The following is a 14,745-nucleotide window of genomic DNA, read 5'->3' on the forward strand; positions in this document are numbered from 1 at the left end:
CTGAAGAAGGTGACGGCGGATCTCCAGCAGACGCGGGCGCGCCTGCGGGAGGCGGAGTCGGCCGAGACCGAGCCGATCGCGATCATCGGGATGGGCTGCCGGTTCCCCGGCGGCGTCGACTCGCCCGAGGACCTGTGGGACCTGGTCGACTCCGGTCGCGAGGGCATCACCGGGTTCCCGGACGACCGCGGCTGGGACCTCGACGGCCTGTTCCACCCCGATCCCGGCAACCCCGGCACCTCCTACGCGAGCACGGGCGGGTTCGTGCACACGGCCGCGCGGTTCGACCCGGAGTTCTTCGGGATCAGCCCGCGCGAAGCGCTCGCGATGGACCCGCAGCAGCGGCTGCTGTTGGAGGTCTCGTGGGAGGCCATGGAGCGCGCGGGCATCGATCCCTTGTCGCTCAAGGGTTCCTCGACGGGCGTGTACGCGGGCGTCGCTTCGCAGGAGTACGGTCCGCGCCTGCACGAGCCCGCCGAGGGTGTTGAGGGCTACCTGCTCACCGGCACCACGTGCTCTGTCCACTCTGGACGCGTCGCGTACTCGTTCGGCTTCGAAGGGCCCGCAGTCTCAGTCGACACCGCGTGCTCGTCGTCGTTGGTGGCGCTGCACTGGGCCGTTCAGGCGCTGCGCGCTGGTGAGTGCTCGATGGCGCTCGCGGGTGGCGCGAACATCATGGGAGCGCCGGGCATCTTCGTGGAGTTCTCGCGCCAGCGCGGGCTTTCCCCGGACGGCCGCTGCAAGTCCTTCGCGGCCTCCGCTGACGGCACCGGGTGGTCCGAGGGCGTCGGCATGATCCTCATCGAGAAGCTCTCCGACGCTGTCCGAAATGGACACGAGGTGCTGGCGGTCATTCGCGGCACCGCGATCAACCAGGACGGCGCCTCGAACGGTTTGACCGCGCCGAACGGCCCGTCGCAGCAGCGCGTCATCCTCGCGGCGCTGGAGAACGCTCGACTGTCCACAAGGGACGTTGACGTTGTCGAGGCGCACGGCACCGGGACCGTGCTCGGCGATCCGATCGAAGCTCAGGCACTGATCAACACCTACGGTCAGGAGCGTTCGGAGCCGCTGTGGTTGGGCTCTCTCAAGTCCAACATCGGGCACGCCCAGGCCGCTGCCGGTATCGGTGGCGTGATCAAGATGGTGCAGGCGCTGCGCGCTGGTCGGCTGCCGAAGTCGTTGCACGTCAACGAGCCGACGCCGCACGTGGACTGGAGCGCCGGAGCGGTCTCGCTGCTGACCGAGGCGCGCGACTGGCCTGCGGTGGATCGCCCGCGCCGGGCCGCTGTGTCGTCCTTCGGGATCTCCGGCACCAACGCGCACATCGTGCTTGAGCAGGCTCCGGTCGTTGAAGTGCGGGAGGCTCCGCGCGCGTTCACCACGCCGATCCCGTGGCTGCTGTCCGCGAAGACCGAGGAGGCGTTGCAGGCTCAGGCATCGCGGCTGCTGTCCGCTGTTTCGGCGCACCCGGTGGATGTCGGGTTGTCGCTCGCGGTTGGGCGGGCCGCGCTGGATGTTCGCGCGGCCGTTGTCGGGTCTTCGCGCGAGGAGTTAATCGCAGGGCTGACCGCGCTGGCTTCGCAGGTTTCCGGCCAAGGGCGCGCTACCAAGGGGAAGACGGCGTTCCTGTTCACCGGGCAGGGGGCTCAGCGGCTCGGGATGGGGCGCTCGTTGTACGCGGCCTTCCCGGTGTTCGCGGCTGCGTATGACGAAGTGCTCGCGCTGCTGCCTCCGCTCTCTGAAGATTTGGACCAGACGGGGAACGCGCAGCCCGCGTTGTTCGCGTTCGAGGTCGCGCTGTACCGGCTGATCGAGTCCTTGGGTGTGCGCCCGGACTTCCTGGCAGGGCATTCGATCGGTGAGCTGGCGGCTGCGCATGTCGCTGGTGTCTGGTCGTTGGAGGACGCGGCGCGGATCGTCGCTGCTCGTGGCCGGTTGATGCAGGCTTTGCCGAGCGGTGGAGCCATGATCGCTGTTCAGGCCTCTGAGGACGAGGTTCGCGCGGCGCTTGTGCCGGGTGTGGACATCGCGGCGATCAACGGTCCTGCGTCCGTGGTGATCTCGGGTGTCGAAGAGGCCGTGCTGGCGGTTGCGGCGCAGTTCAAGGAACGCAAGACCAAGCGGCTCTCGGTGTCACACGCGTTCCACTCGGGCTTGATGGACGGGATGCTGGCGGAGTTCGGCTCGATCGTGGCGTCGGCCACCGCGTCGGCGCCGTCCGTGCCGATCGTGTCGACGCTGACCGGCAGGACGGCTTCGGCCGCTGAACTGTCCTCTGTGGACTATTGGGTGCGGCACGTCCGCGAATCCGTTCGGTTCGCGGATGCGGTGCGGACGCTGCACTCCTTCGGCGTCAGCAAGTTCGTCGAGGTCGGCCCGGACGGCGTGCTCAGCGCGGCCGGTGCGGAGTGCGTGGACGAGGGCACGTTCGTCGCGCTGTCCCGCCGCGACCGCGAGGAGGCGCACACGCTGATCACGGCGCTCTCGCGTTACCACGTGGCCGGTGGCAAGGTCGACTGGGCGAAGGTGTTCGAGCCGACCAACGCGCGACGCGTCGACCTGCCCACGTATGCCTTCCAGCACCAGCACTTCTGGCTCAACGGCCCAAGTGGTACTGCCGACGTGGCCGCCGCCGGGCTGACGGCCGCCAAGCACCCGATGCTCGGTGCGGCGATCTCCCTGGCCGATGGGGACGGCTTCCTGTTCACCGGGCGGTTGTCGCTCAGCTCGCACGCGTGGCTCGGCGACCACGTGGTGATGGACTCGGTGATCGTGCCGGGCACCGCGTTGGTGGAGCTGGCGATCCGTGCGGGTGATGAGGTCGGGTGCGGCGTTGTCGAAGAGCTGACGCTGCACGCTCCGCTGGTGCTCGCGACCGCGACGATGGTCCAGGTCGCGGTGGGTGGAGCCGATGACTCCGGGCGGCGTTCGGTGTCGATCTACTCATCGCGCTCCGAGGACCAGTGGACGTTGCACGCTTCCGGTGTGCTTGCGGTGCAGGGGACTCCGGCTGCCTTTGACTTCGGGGCGTGGCCGCCTGCTGATGCGGTGGCCGTCTCGTTGGATGGTGCCTACGACCGCCTCGCGTCGGCTGGGTTGCGTTACGGACCGCTGTTCCAGGGGCTGCGCGCAGCGTGGACGCGCGGTGAGGAAGTGTTCGCCGAGGTCTCGTTGCCTGCGGAGGACGGTGACAAGTTCGGGATACACCCGGCGTTGCTGGACGCCGCGCTGCACGCCACCGGGCTCGGCGAGAACGCGAGCGCTTCGCTGCCGTTCTCGTGGAGCGGCGTGACGCTGCACGCTGCGGGAGCCACTGCGCTGCGCGTGCGCTTGGTGCCCGTTGGGACTGAGTCCGTGTCGCTGACCGCCGTTGACCCGACGGGCGCTCCGGTGATCTCGGTGGATTCCCTTGCGCTGCGGGCGGTTTCCGCTGAGCAGGTGCAGGCTGCGGCTCTGGAGCAGGACTCGCTGTTCCGGCTTGACTGGGTTCCTGTTGGGTCGCCGTCCCCAGCGGACGGTTTCCGGACGCTATCGGTTTCTCCTGGCTCGGGAGATGTCGTTGCCGACGCGCACGCGATCACAGCAGGTGTTCTCGCCGCCGTGCAGGAATTTCTGACGGAGGAGACTGACGCCAAGCTCGTCGTGCTCACCGACGGTGCAGCTGGCCCGGATGCCCACGACCTGGCGGCCTCCGCTGTGTGGGGTCTCGTTCGGTCGGCGCAGTCGGAGAACCCGGATCGCATCGTGCTGGTGGACGGGCCGCTTTCCCAGGTCGGCGCGGCGGTGGCCACGGGCGAGAGCCAGGTCGTGGTTCGCGACGGGACGCTGTTCGCGCCGCGTCTGTCGCGTGGTGTCGCCGCCGCTCCGGCCTCGTGGGATCCCGAGGGGACGGTGCTGATCACTGGTGGCACAGGCGGGCTCGGGGCGCTGGTGGCTCGGCACCTGGTGGTCGAGCGCGGAGTGACCAGTCTCGTGCTGACCAGCCGTCGTGGCCTGGACGCTCCTGGGGCCGCCGCGCTTGTTGCCGAGTTGAGGGATCTCGGGGCCTCGGTGCGAACTGAGGCGTGCGACGTGTCCAACCGGGACGCTGTCTCGCTTCTGGTGAGCGGGATCTCGAACCTGACCGGCGTGGTGCACGCGGCTGGTGTCCTCGACGACGGCGTGGTGCCCGCGCTGACGCCGGAGCGGGTGGACGGGGTGTTCCGGCCGAAGGTCGACGCGGCCTGGCACCTGCACTCGCTGACGGAGAACTTGCAGCACTTCGTCCTGTTCTCGTCGGCGGCCGGCGTGCTTGGCGCGCCTGGCCAGGGCAACTACGCGGCGGCGAACTCGTTCCTGGACGCCCTTGCACGGCACCGCCGTTCGCAGGGCTTGGCCGCCAGCTCCGTTGCGTGGGGCCTGTGGCAGCAGGACAGCGGCATGAGCGGCGAGCTGTCGCAGGACGAGCTCGCGCGGATGCGGCGGGACGGCTACGGCGCGCTCACGCCTGAGGAAGGCCTGGAGCTCTTCGACACCGCGCTCGCCCAGGACGACGCGTTCCTCGCGGCGGTCAAGCTCGACATCCCGTCGCTGACATCCTTTGCCCGCACGGGTTCCCTGCCTCAGGTGCTGCGCGGCCTCGTGCGTGTTCCCGTGCGCCGGGCCGCGAACGCCGCCGAAGCCGCCGGGTTGCGTGAGCTGCTGGTGTCGCTGACCCCGCCCGAGCAGGACCGCGCGCTGGTGGAGCTGGTCAGGAACCAGGTCGCTCAGGTGCTCGGGCACGCCGGTGGCGGGGCGATCGAGCCGGAACGGGCGTTCACCGACCTCGGGTTCGATTCGCTAACCGCCGTGGAACTGCGCAACGGGCTCACCGCCGCGACTGGACTGCGGCTGCCCGCGACGCTGATCTTCGACTACCCGACGCCGCTCGACCTGGCCCGGCACGTCCGCGCGGAACTGCTCGGCGAGCTGGCCGAGGTAACCGCGACCGCCGCCGTGGGTTCCGACGAGCCGATCGCGATCGTCGGCATGGGCTGCCGTTACCCCGGCGGTGTCAGCACTCCGGAGCAGCTGTGGGAGCTGGTCGCCTCCGGTGGCGACGGCATCACTCTCTTCCCCGACAACCGCGGGTGGGACCTGGAGGGGCTCTACCACCCTGATCCCGAGCACTCCGGCACCTCCTACAGCCGCGAGGGCGGCTTCCTGCTCGACGCCGCGGAGTTCGACCCGGAGTTCTTCGGGATCTCGCCGCGTGAAGCCCTGGCCATGGACCCGCAGCAGCGGCTGCTGCTGGAGGTCTCGTGGGAGGCCGTCGAGCGCGCCGGGATCGACCCGGTGTCGCTGAAGGGCTCGGACACCGGGGTCTTCGCGGGCGTCATGTACTACGACTACGGGTCCCACGTGGACTCCGTCCCGGAAGAGCTCGAAGCCTTTATGGGCACGGGTACCTCGGGCAGCGTCACCTCGGGCAGGATCGCCTACACCTTCGGTTTCGAGGGGCCCGCGGTCTCAGTCGACACTGCGTGCTCGTCGTCGTTGGTGGCACTGCACTGGGCGGCCCAGGCGCTGCGCAGCGGTGAGTGCTCGCTGGCCCTCGCCGGTGGCGTGACCGTCATGCCGACCGCGGAGTCCTTCGTGGCGTTCTCCCGGCAGCGCGGCCTCGCGCCGGACGGGCGGTGCAAGCCGTTCTCGTCGTCGGCCGACGGCACCACGTGGTCGGAGGGCGTGGGCATGCTCGTGCTGGAGCGCCTTTCCGACGCCGTCCGAAGTGGACACCAGGTGCTCGCCGTGGTTCGCGGTTCCGCGATCAACCAGGATGGTGCTTCGAACGGGTTGACCGCGCCGAACGGTCCTTCGCAGCAGCGCGTGATCCGCCAGGCCCTGGCCAACGCCGGGCTTCGCTCGGACGAGGTCGACGCGGTGGAGGCGCACGGAACCGGCACTGTGCTGGGCGACCCGATCGAGGCGCAGGCGCTGCTCAACACCTATGGGCAGGAGCGCTCGGAGCCGTTGTGGTTGGGCTCGCTGAAGTCCAACATCGGTCACGCGCAGGCGGCGGCGGGTGTCGGCGGGATCATCAAGATGGTGCAGGCGATGCGGCACGGAGTGCTGCCGAAGTCGCTGCACATCGAGGAGCCGACCGCGCACGTGGACTGGTCGGCGGGCGCGGTGTCGTTGCTGACGGAGTCCATCGAGTGGCCGTCGGTACAGCGTCCGCGTCGGGCCGCGGTGTCGTCTTTCGGCATTTCCGGCACCAACGCGCACGTGATCCTGGAGCAGGGACCTGATCGCGAGGTTGAGGCTGGCGAAGGTGCTCCGCTGTGGGTGCTGTCGGGCAAGACGCCGGATGCGTTGCAGGCTCAAGCGTCGCGGCTGCACGCATGGGCCTCTTCGACCGACGACGACCCCGCGTTCTCACTGGCGACCGGGCGCGCCGCACTGGAGCACCGAGCGGCTGTCGTTGCCACGGACCGCGCTGGACTGCTTGCAGGGCTTGAAGAACTTGCGCTCACCGGTCAGGTCAACAGCGGCAAGACCGCGTTCCTGTTCACCGGCGGTGGCGCGCAGTACCTCGGCATGGGTCGCGAGCTGTGCGAGAAGTACCCGGTGTTCGCGGCAGCTTTTGACGCGGTGACAACGGAGTTCGGCAAGCACCTCGCGGAGCCGTTGCGCGAGGTGATGTTCGAGAAGCCCGACCTGGTGGACCGCATCGACTACATGCTGCCCGCGCTCTTCACCATCGAGGTGTCGTTGTTCCGGCTCCTCGAATCGTGGGGAATCGCACCGGACTTCGTCGCCGGGCACTCCATCGGCGAGTTCGGCGCGGCGCACGTCGCGGGACTGTGGTCGTTAGAGGACGCAGTTCGCGTTGTATCGGTACGCGGTCGCTTGATGAACTCGATGCCGCCGGGTGGGGCCATGGTCGCGATCCAGGCCTCCGAGGAGGAGGTGCTGCCCGAACTCACCGGCAACGTGGGGATCGCGGCGCTCAACGGTCCACTGTCGACGGTCATCTCCGGTGACGAGGAGACCGCGCTGCGCATCGCCGCCGGGTTCAAGGAACGCGGTCGCAAGGCGAAGAAGCTCGTGGTCAGCCAGGCTTCGCACTCCGCGCTGATGGACGGCCTGCTTGGCGAGTTCGGCGAGGCCACCGCGAGCCTGACCTACACCGAGCCGCGAATCCCGATCATCTCGACGCTCACCGGCAAGCCCGCCACGCTGGCCGACGTCGGCGACCCGACGTACTGGGTGCGCCACATCCGGCAGCCCGTCAGGTTGTTCGACGCCGTGCGGGTGCTGGAGTCCGAGGGCGTGACGAAGTTCGTGGAGATCGGCCCGAACGCCGTGCTCACCGCCGCCGCGCAGGACTGCGTGGAGAACCCGGACAACGCGGTCTTCGTTCCCTTGGTGCGCAAGGACCAGGACGAGTCGCAGGCTGTGCTGCGCGCGCTCGCTCAGCTGTACGTCGTGGGCGCGAAGGTTGACTGGACGGCGTTCTTCCCGTCAGGTTCGCAGCTCGTCGATCTGCCGACGTACGCGTTCCAGAACCGTTCGTACTGGCTGATGCAGGGCACGGGAAGCGCGGACGTGACGGCGGCTGGACTCGTCTCCGCTGATCACCCGCTCCTCGGCGCTTCCGTGCCGCTGGCAGACGGTGACGGCGTGCTGTTCACCGGCCGGATCTCGTTGGCCACGCAGCCGTGGTTGCTTGATCACGTGGTGATGGGCACGGTGCTCGTGCCTGGCGCCGGGCTCGTCGAGCTGGCCATCCGCGCGGGTGACGAGGTCGGGTGCGGGACTGTGGAGGACCTGACCCTTCAGGCTCCGCTCGTCGTGCCTGAGAGCGGATCTGTTGTGGTGCAGGTGGTTGTGGGCGCTGACATTGATGGGCGTCGTGCGGTGTCGATCTACTCACGGCGTGGTGAGGAACCGTGGACCGTGCACGCCGTCGGCTCGCTCACTTCCGAGAAGTCCACTGTGGACAGTTTTGAGTGGCCTGCTGGCGAGACGGTTGACGTCGAGACGTTGTACGAGGACCTGGTGGGTTCGGGCTTCGGTTATGGTCCGTTGTTCCAGGGGATTCAGGCCGCGTGGAAGCTCGGCGACGACGTGTACACAGAGCTGGCGCTGCCCGCCGATACCGATACCAGCTCGTTCGGTATCCATCCGGCGTTGTTGGATTCCGCGCTGCACGGGATGTTCCTGCGGGAGGGTAATCCTGCCGGGGCGGCGCTGCCGTTCGCGTGGTCGGGTGTGACGCTGCACGCGACCGGGGCGAGCACGCTGCGCGTCAAGCTCAGTCCAACAGGGCCTGACTCCGCCCGACTAGTCGGCGTCGATGGTGGCGGGAACCCGGTGATCACTGTCGAGTCGATCGCGGTCCGCGCGGTCTCCGCCGACCAACTGCGCGCCGACAGCGACGCGTTGTTCCAGGTCGATTGGGTGCCGGTGGAGTCCACTGGTGATGCGCCGGAGCACGAGGTGCTGAGCTTGGAGTCCACAAAGGACGATGTGGTCGGCGAGACCTACCGGCTGACCCACGAGGTTCTTGCGGCCGTTCAGAAGCGGGCAGAAGACTCGACTCTGGTGATCCACACGTCCGAGCCGACCCTGGCCACGGCCGCTGTTTGGGGCCTGATTCGGTCCGCGCAGTCGGAGAACCCTGGGCGGTTCGTGCTCTTCGAGGGGCCCGCGTCGGAGATTGGTGCGGCCGTGGCGACGGGGGAGCCGCAGGTGCGCGCCACCGACGGCAAGCTCTACGCGCCAAGGCTCGCGAAGCCGCAGGCAGCGGGTGATCCGGTCGCGTGGAACGCCGAAGGCACGACGCTGATCAGCGGTGGTACTGGCGACCTCGGCGCGCTCGCGGCGAAGCATCTCGTTGCGCGGCACGGGGTCAAGCAGCTCGTGCTGACCAGCCGTCGCGGCATCGAAGCGCCGGGCGCCAAGGAGCTCCAGAAGTCCTTGGAGGAACTCGGTGCCACTGTGCGGATCGAAGCGTGCGATACGGCGGACCGAGGCTCACTTGAGACTCTGTTGCGCGGAATTCCGGACTTGACCGCGGTGATCCACACGGCCGGTGTGCTCGACGACGGCGTGATCTCCGCGCTGACGCCGGAGCGCGTGGACGGAGTGTTCCGGCCGAAGGTCGACGCCGCGTGGAACCTGCACTCGTTGACCGAGGGCCTGAGCCACTTCGTGATCTACTCCTCGGCTGCCGGCGTGCTCGGCGGACCAGGGCAGGGCAACTACGCGGCGGCGAATTCGTTCCTCGACGCGCTGGTGCGGCTGCGCCGGGAGCAGGGGCTCCCCGGGCAGTCGCTCGCGTGGGGCCTGTGGGAGCAGGACGGTGGCATGGCCGGGGAGCTGGGCAGCCACAACGTGGACAGGATGAGCCGCGACGGTTTCGGGGCGCTGAGCCACACCGAGGGCATGGACGTCTTCGACACCGCCGTCGCGCTGGACCAGCCGCTGTTCGTGCCGATCAAGCTCGACCGCACCGCACTGCGCGCCGGTTCGGTGCCCGCGATCCTGCGCGGCCTGGTGCGTGCCCCGGCGCGCCGGGCTGCGCAGGCCGCCGTCGCCGAGACCGTCTCACTGGCGCAACGGCTCGCGTCGATGCCCGTCCTGGAGCGGGCCGAGGCGGTGCTGGACGTCGTGCGCACCCAGGTCGCCGCGGTACTGGGACACGGTTCCGGCGCGGACGTCGATCCGGATCGTCCGTTCACCGAGTTGGGCTTCGACTCGCTGACCTCGGTGGAGCTGCGGAATCGGCTCACCACGGCCACGTCACTGCGCCTGGCGGCCACGGCGGTGTTCGACCACCCGACGCCGCAGGCCATGGCCGAGCACCTGAAGCCGTTGCTGCTGCCCGAAGAGCCCGAGCCGGTGGAGGTCGACGAGAAGGCCGTCCGCGCGGCGCTGGCGAAGATCTCGATCGAGGACTTCCGCAAAGCCGGGGTGCTCGACGCCCTGGTGCGCCTGGCGGGCTCCGTGGGGCCGGAGAACGCCGACGTGGCGGCCATCGATGAGATGGACGTCAGCGACCTCGTGCAGCGCGCCATGGCATCGGCAAAGGGCAGCTGATACGGGTTAAAAGCGCAGTTCAGCCACTGTCTATGCGTTCTACTACTAGTCCGTGCGACATCCGCGTCAATGGTTGACCGCACACCGCGACTGCCCATCCAATGGTTCTGAACAAGGACATTGGGTGGGCAGTTTCGCTGTTCAGGGCACGTGTCTGGCCATTTGTACAGAATCGGGAGACTGGCATGGCGAATTCCTCCGAGGAGCTCATCGCGGCACTGCGTGAGTCCCTGAAGGAAAACGCGCGGCTGGAGCGGCGGAATAGCGAGCTGGTGGCTGCCGCGACCGAGCCCGTCGCGATCGTCGGCATCGGCTGCCGCTTTCCCGGCGGGGTGCGCACGCCGGAGCAGCTGTGGGACCTGGTCGCCAGGGGCGGCGAGGGCGTCTCGGACTTCCCCGACGACCGCGGCTGGGACCTCGGGTCGCTGTTCCACCCCGACCCCGATCACCGCGGCACCTCCTACACCAGCCGCGGCAACTTCCTGCACGACGCCGCCGAGTTCGACCCCGAGCTGTTCGGGATCAGTCCGCGTGAAGCGCTCGCGATGGACCCGCAGCAGCGGCTGCTGCTGGAGGTCGCGTGGGAGGCGTTCGAGCGCGCGGGCATCGATCCCGGCACCGTGAAGGGCAGCCCGACCGGGGTGTTCGCGGGCCTGATGTACAACGACTACGGCCAGAACCTGGGCGAGCTGCCCGAGGGCGTCGAGGGCTTCCTCGGCACCGGCACCACCGGCAGCGTCCTGTCCGGCCGGATCTCCTACACCTTCGGCCTCGAAGGCCCCGCCGTCACCGTGGACACCGCGTGCTCGTCCTCGCTGGTCGCGATGCACCTTGCGGCGCAAGCACTTCGCACCGGCGAGTGCTCGCTGGCCCTCGCCGGCGGTGTGACCGTCATGTCGGTGCCCGACACCTTCGTCGACTTCTCCCGGCAGCGCGGGCTCTCCGTCGACGGCCGCTGCAAGTCCTTCGCGGCGGCGGCCGACGGCACCGGGTGGTCCGAGGGCGCGGGAATCCTGTTGCTGGAGAAGCTCTCCGACGCGGAGCGCAACGGGCACCCGATCTTCGCCGTGCTGCGCGGCTCGGCGGTGAACCAGGACGGCGCGTCGAACGGCCTGACCGCGCCGAACGGTCCTTCTCAGCAGCGAGTCATCCGCCAGGCCCTGAGCAACGCCGGGCTCGGACCGTCCGATGTGGACGCTGTGGAGGCGCACGGTACCGGGACCGTGCTCGGCGATCCGATCGAGGCTCAGGCGCTGCTGGCGACCTACGGCCAGAACCGCTCGGAACCGTTGTGGCTTGGCTCGCTGAAGTCCAACATCGGGCACGCCCAAGCCGCAGCCGGTGTGGCGGGTGTGATCAAGACCGTGATGGCGCTGCGTCACGGTGTTCTGCCGAAGTCGCTGCACATCGACTCGCCTTCGCCACACGTGGACTGGACCGCCGGAGCTGTCTCGCTGCTGACTTCCGCGCGCGAGTGGCCTGCCGTGGACCGCCCACGCCGCGCGGCCGTGTCGTCCTTCGGCATCTCCGGCACGAACTCGCATGTGATCCTGGAGGAGGCTCCGGCGTGCGATTCTGTTTCCGCACGTGCGGGCCGATCGGGTGCGGGTGTCCCGCACGACACTGAGCAAGCTCCGGCGTCCTCCTGGGAGGTCGTCGCGCCTCCCGTGCTGCCGCTGGTGGTTTCAGGGAAGACTCCGGCTGCTCTTGAAGCGCAGACCTCGCGACTGAAGTCCTTTGTGGACAGCAATGAATCTGCGTCCGATGTGGACATTGCCTTCTCGCTGGCCACTACGCGCGCGGCACTGGACGAGCGTGCGGTGTTCCTCGGTGATCTGTCCGGGCAACCCATCGCGCGGGGGCGCGTGGTGAAGGGCAAGACGGCGTTCCTGTTCACCGGCCAGGGTTCTCAGCGGCGTGGGATGGGTGAGCAGCTGTATGCGGCCTACCCGGTGTTCGCTGCCGCCTACGACGAGGTGCGTGCGCTGCTGCCCGCCTCCTCGGAGGACTTGGATCAGACCGGGAATGCTCAGCCCGCCCTGTTCGCGCTCGAAGTTGCGCTGTACCGGCTTGTTGAGTCGTGGGGCATTAAGCCGGACTTGCTGGTTGGGCATTCGATCGGCGAGCTGGCTGCGGCGCACGTCGCCGGGGTGTTCTCGCTGGAGGACGCTGCGCGGCTGGTCACGGCTCGCGGTCAGCTGATGCAGGCGCTGCCCGGTGGTGGCGCCATGATCGCGATCCAGGCCACCGAGGACGAGGTCCTCGCGCACGACGTGGACATCGCCGCGATCAACGGCCCGCGTGCCGTGGTGATCTCCGGCCCAGAAGAGACCGTGCTCGCGGTTGCCGCGCAGTTCCCGGATCGCAAGACCAAGCGGTTGACGGTGTCGCACGCGTTCCACTCGTCGCTGATGGACGGCATGCTCGCGGACTTCGCCAAGGTCGCGATGTCGGTCAAGTACTCCGAGCCGACCGTGCAGATCGTGTCCAACGTGACGGGGACGGTCGCGAAGGCCAGCGAGCTGATGTCGGCCGAGTACTGGGTGCGGCACGTGCGCGGTGCGGTGCGCTTCGCCGACGGCATCGCCACCTGCGCGGAGAAGGGTGTCACGCGCTATTTGGAACTCGGTCCCGACGGCACGCTCTCCGCGATGGGCGCGGACTGTGCAGTGGGCACGTTCGCGCCGGTGCTGCGCAAGGACCGGCCGGAGCCCGAGGCGCTGCTCGCCGGAGTGGGCCAGGTGTTCGCGGCCGGGGCGCCCGTTGACTGGGCCGCGGTGTTTTCTGGTACTGGCGCCCGTCGCGTCGACCTGCCGACATACGCCTTCCAGCAGCAGCGATTCTGGCTGAAGCCCGAGCGGCCGGAACGCGGTTCCTGGCGGTACCGAGTTCGGTGGGATGCGATCAGCGTGCCGCGCTCGACTCTGTTCGGCACGTGGGCCGTCCTCGGAGACCCGAAGCTCGAAGCCGTCTTGGCCGCTCGGGGCGCTCTGATCTCGACCGATCTGTCCGAGGTGGACGGGATCGTGTCCGTGGGCGCTGACCTGGCGCGGACCCTGGAGATCCTCCAGCAGGCGAAGGCGCCCGTCTGGAGCGTCACGGTCGGGCAGGCTCCCGAGCAGGCGCAGGTGTGGGGCCTCGGCCAGGTCGCGGCGTTGGAGCACCCGGAGCGCTGGGGCGGCCTGGTCGAACTCCCGGCGACGCCGAGCGAGCAGGACTACGAACTGCTGGCCGACGTCCTCGGTGGTACTGAGTCCCAGGTCGCGATCCGGGAGAACGGCCTGGTGGCGCGGCGCTTGGTGCACTCTGCGCCCGGGGCGGCGAAACGGGACTGGAAACCGCGCGGGACCGTGTTGCTGACCGGGGGCACGGGCGCGCTGGGCTCGTTCACCGCGCGGTGGCTGGCCCGCAACGGCGCAGCGTCTCGCGGGACACCCGTACCCGGTCGGCCCCCACACGCGGGAACAGCGTCGCGCGCGGACTCCTCCGACTTGCACCTGGTCTTGCTGTCCCGCCGAGGGAACGACGCACCCGGTGCGGCAGAGCTGAGCGCGGAGCTGACTGAGCTCGGTGCGCGGGTGACCGTGGCCGCCTGTGATGTGGCCGACCGCGACGCGCTGGCCGAGCTGATCGACAAGCTGCACGCGGACGGCGAGACCATCCGCTCCGTCATGCACATCGCGGGCGTTGTCGACGACGGGCCGTTGGACGAGCTCGACGGCACGCGCCTCCAAAGCGTGCTCCGGCCCAAGGTCACCGCTGCGCACAACCTGCACGAGCTGACGAAGTCCTTGGAACTGGACGCGTTCGTGCTGTTCTCCTCGCTCGCCGGGGTCTGCGGCAACCCTGGGCAGGGCGCCTACGCGGCGGCCAACGCCCACCTGGACGCGCTCGCCGAGCAGCGGCACCTCGACGGGCTGCCCGCGACCTCGATCGCGTGGGGCGCCTGGGCCGAGGCGGGGATGGCGGCCTCGCTGGAGCAGGAGCTGCGGCGCTTCGGGATTCGGCCGATGAGTCCCGAGAAAGCCTTGGCGGCGCTGCAAACCGCGTTGGACCAGCAGGACGTGGCGGTCACCGTCGCGGACATCGACTGGAGCCTGTTCGCGCCCAACATGCCCGGCACGCTCTTCGACGCTCTCCCGGAAACCGCGAAGCCCGTGCTCGCCGAGGACGAGTCGGCCGCACTGCTGCGCAAGCTCGACGGCGCTCCCGAGGCCGAGCAGACCCGCGTGCTCGTGGAGCTGGTGCGGGCACGAGTGTCCACTGTGCTCGGTCACGCCACGACGGCGGCCGTTCAGCCGGAGCGCGCATTCTCCGAGCTGGGCTTCGATTCGCTCACCTCGGTGGAGTTCCGCAACCGGCTGAACGCGGCGACCGGCTTGGTGCTGCCGTCCTCGCTGGTGTTCGACTACCCGACACCTGTTGCCCTGGCGGCGTTCCTGCGCGAGGAACTGACCGGAGTGGACGGTGACGGCGACCAGCTCCTTGACCGGCTTGAAGACACGCTGTTGGCCCTGCCGCCCGGTGACGCGCTGCGCGAGCGGCTGATCGGGCGGCTGAAGGCCCTGGTGTCTTCCTCGTCGCCGAGGGAGGAGGAGACCGACTTGATCGACTCCTTGCGGTCCTCCTCCAACGACGAACTCTTCGACTTCATCGACAAGCAGCTCGGAAATTGAGTAG

General features: G+C 69.0%; 1 protein-coding gene and 1 pseudogene. Both read left to right on the top strand.

All coding sequences use genetic code 11. The features are described from left to right. The first annotated feature begins 9 nt into the window (after positions 1-9). On the top strand, positions 10-10,065 hold the full coding sequence (locus ABD798_RS00755) for an SDR family NAD(P)-dependent oxidoreductase (protein WP_425549149.1): 10,056 nt from the start codon (positions 10-12) through the stop codon (positions 10,063-10,065). A 188-nt stretch (positions 10,066-10,253) separates the two neighbouring features. Then, positions 10,254-14,741 (top strand): annotated as a pseudogene (locus tag ABD798_RS00760) (type I polyketide synthase); the annotation flags it as partial. Positions 14,742-14,745: the final 4 nt, after the last annotated feature.

The organism is Allokutzneria multivorans (assembly GCF_039537405.1).
Lineage (GTDB): Bacteria > Actinomycetota > Actinomycetes > Mycobacteriales > Pseudonocardiaceae > Allokutzneria > Allokutzneria multivorans.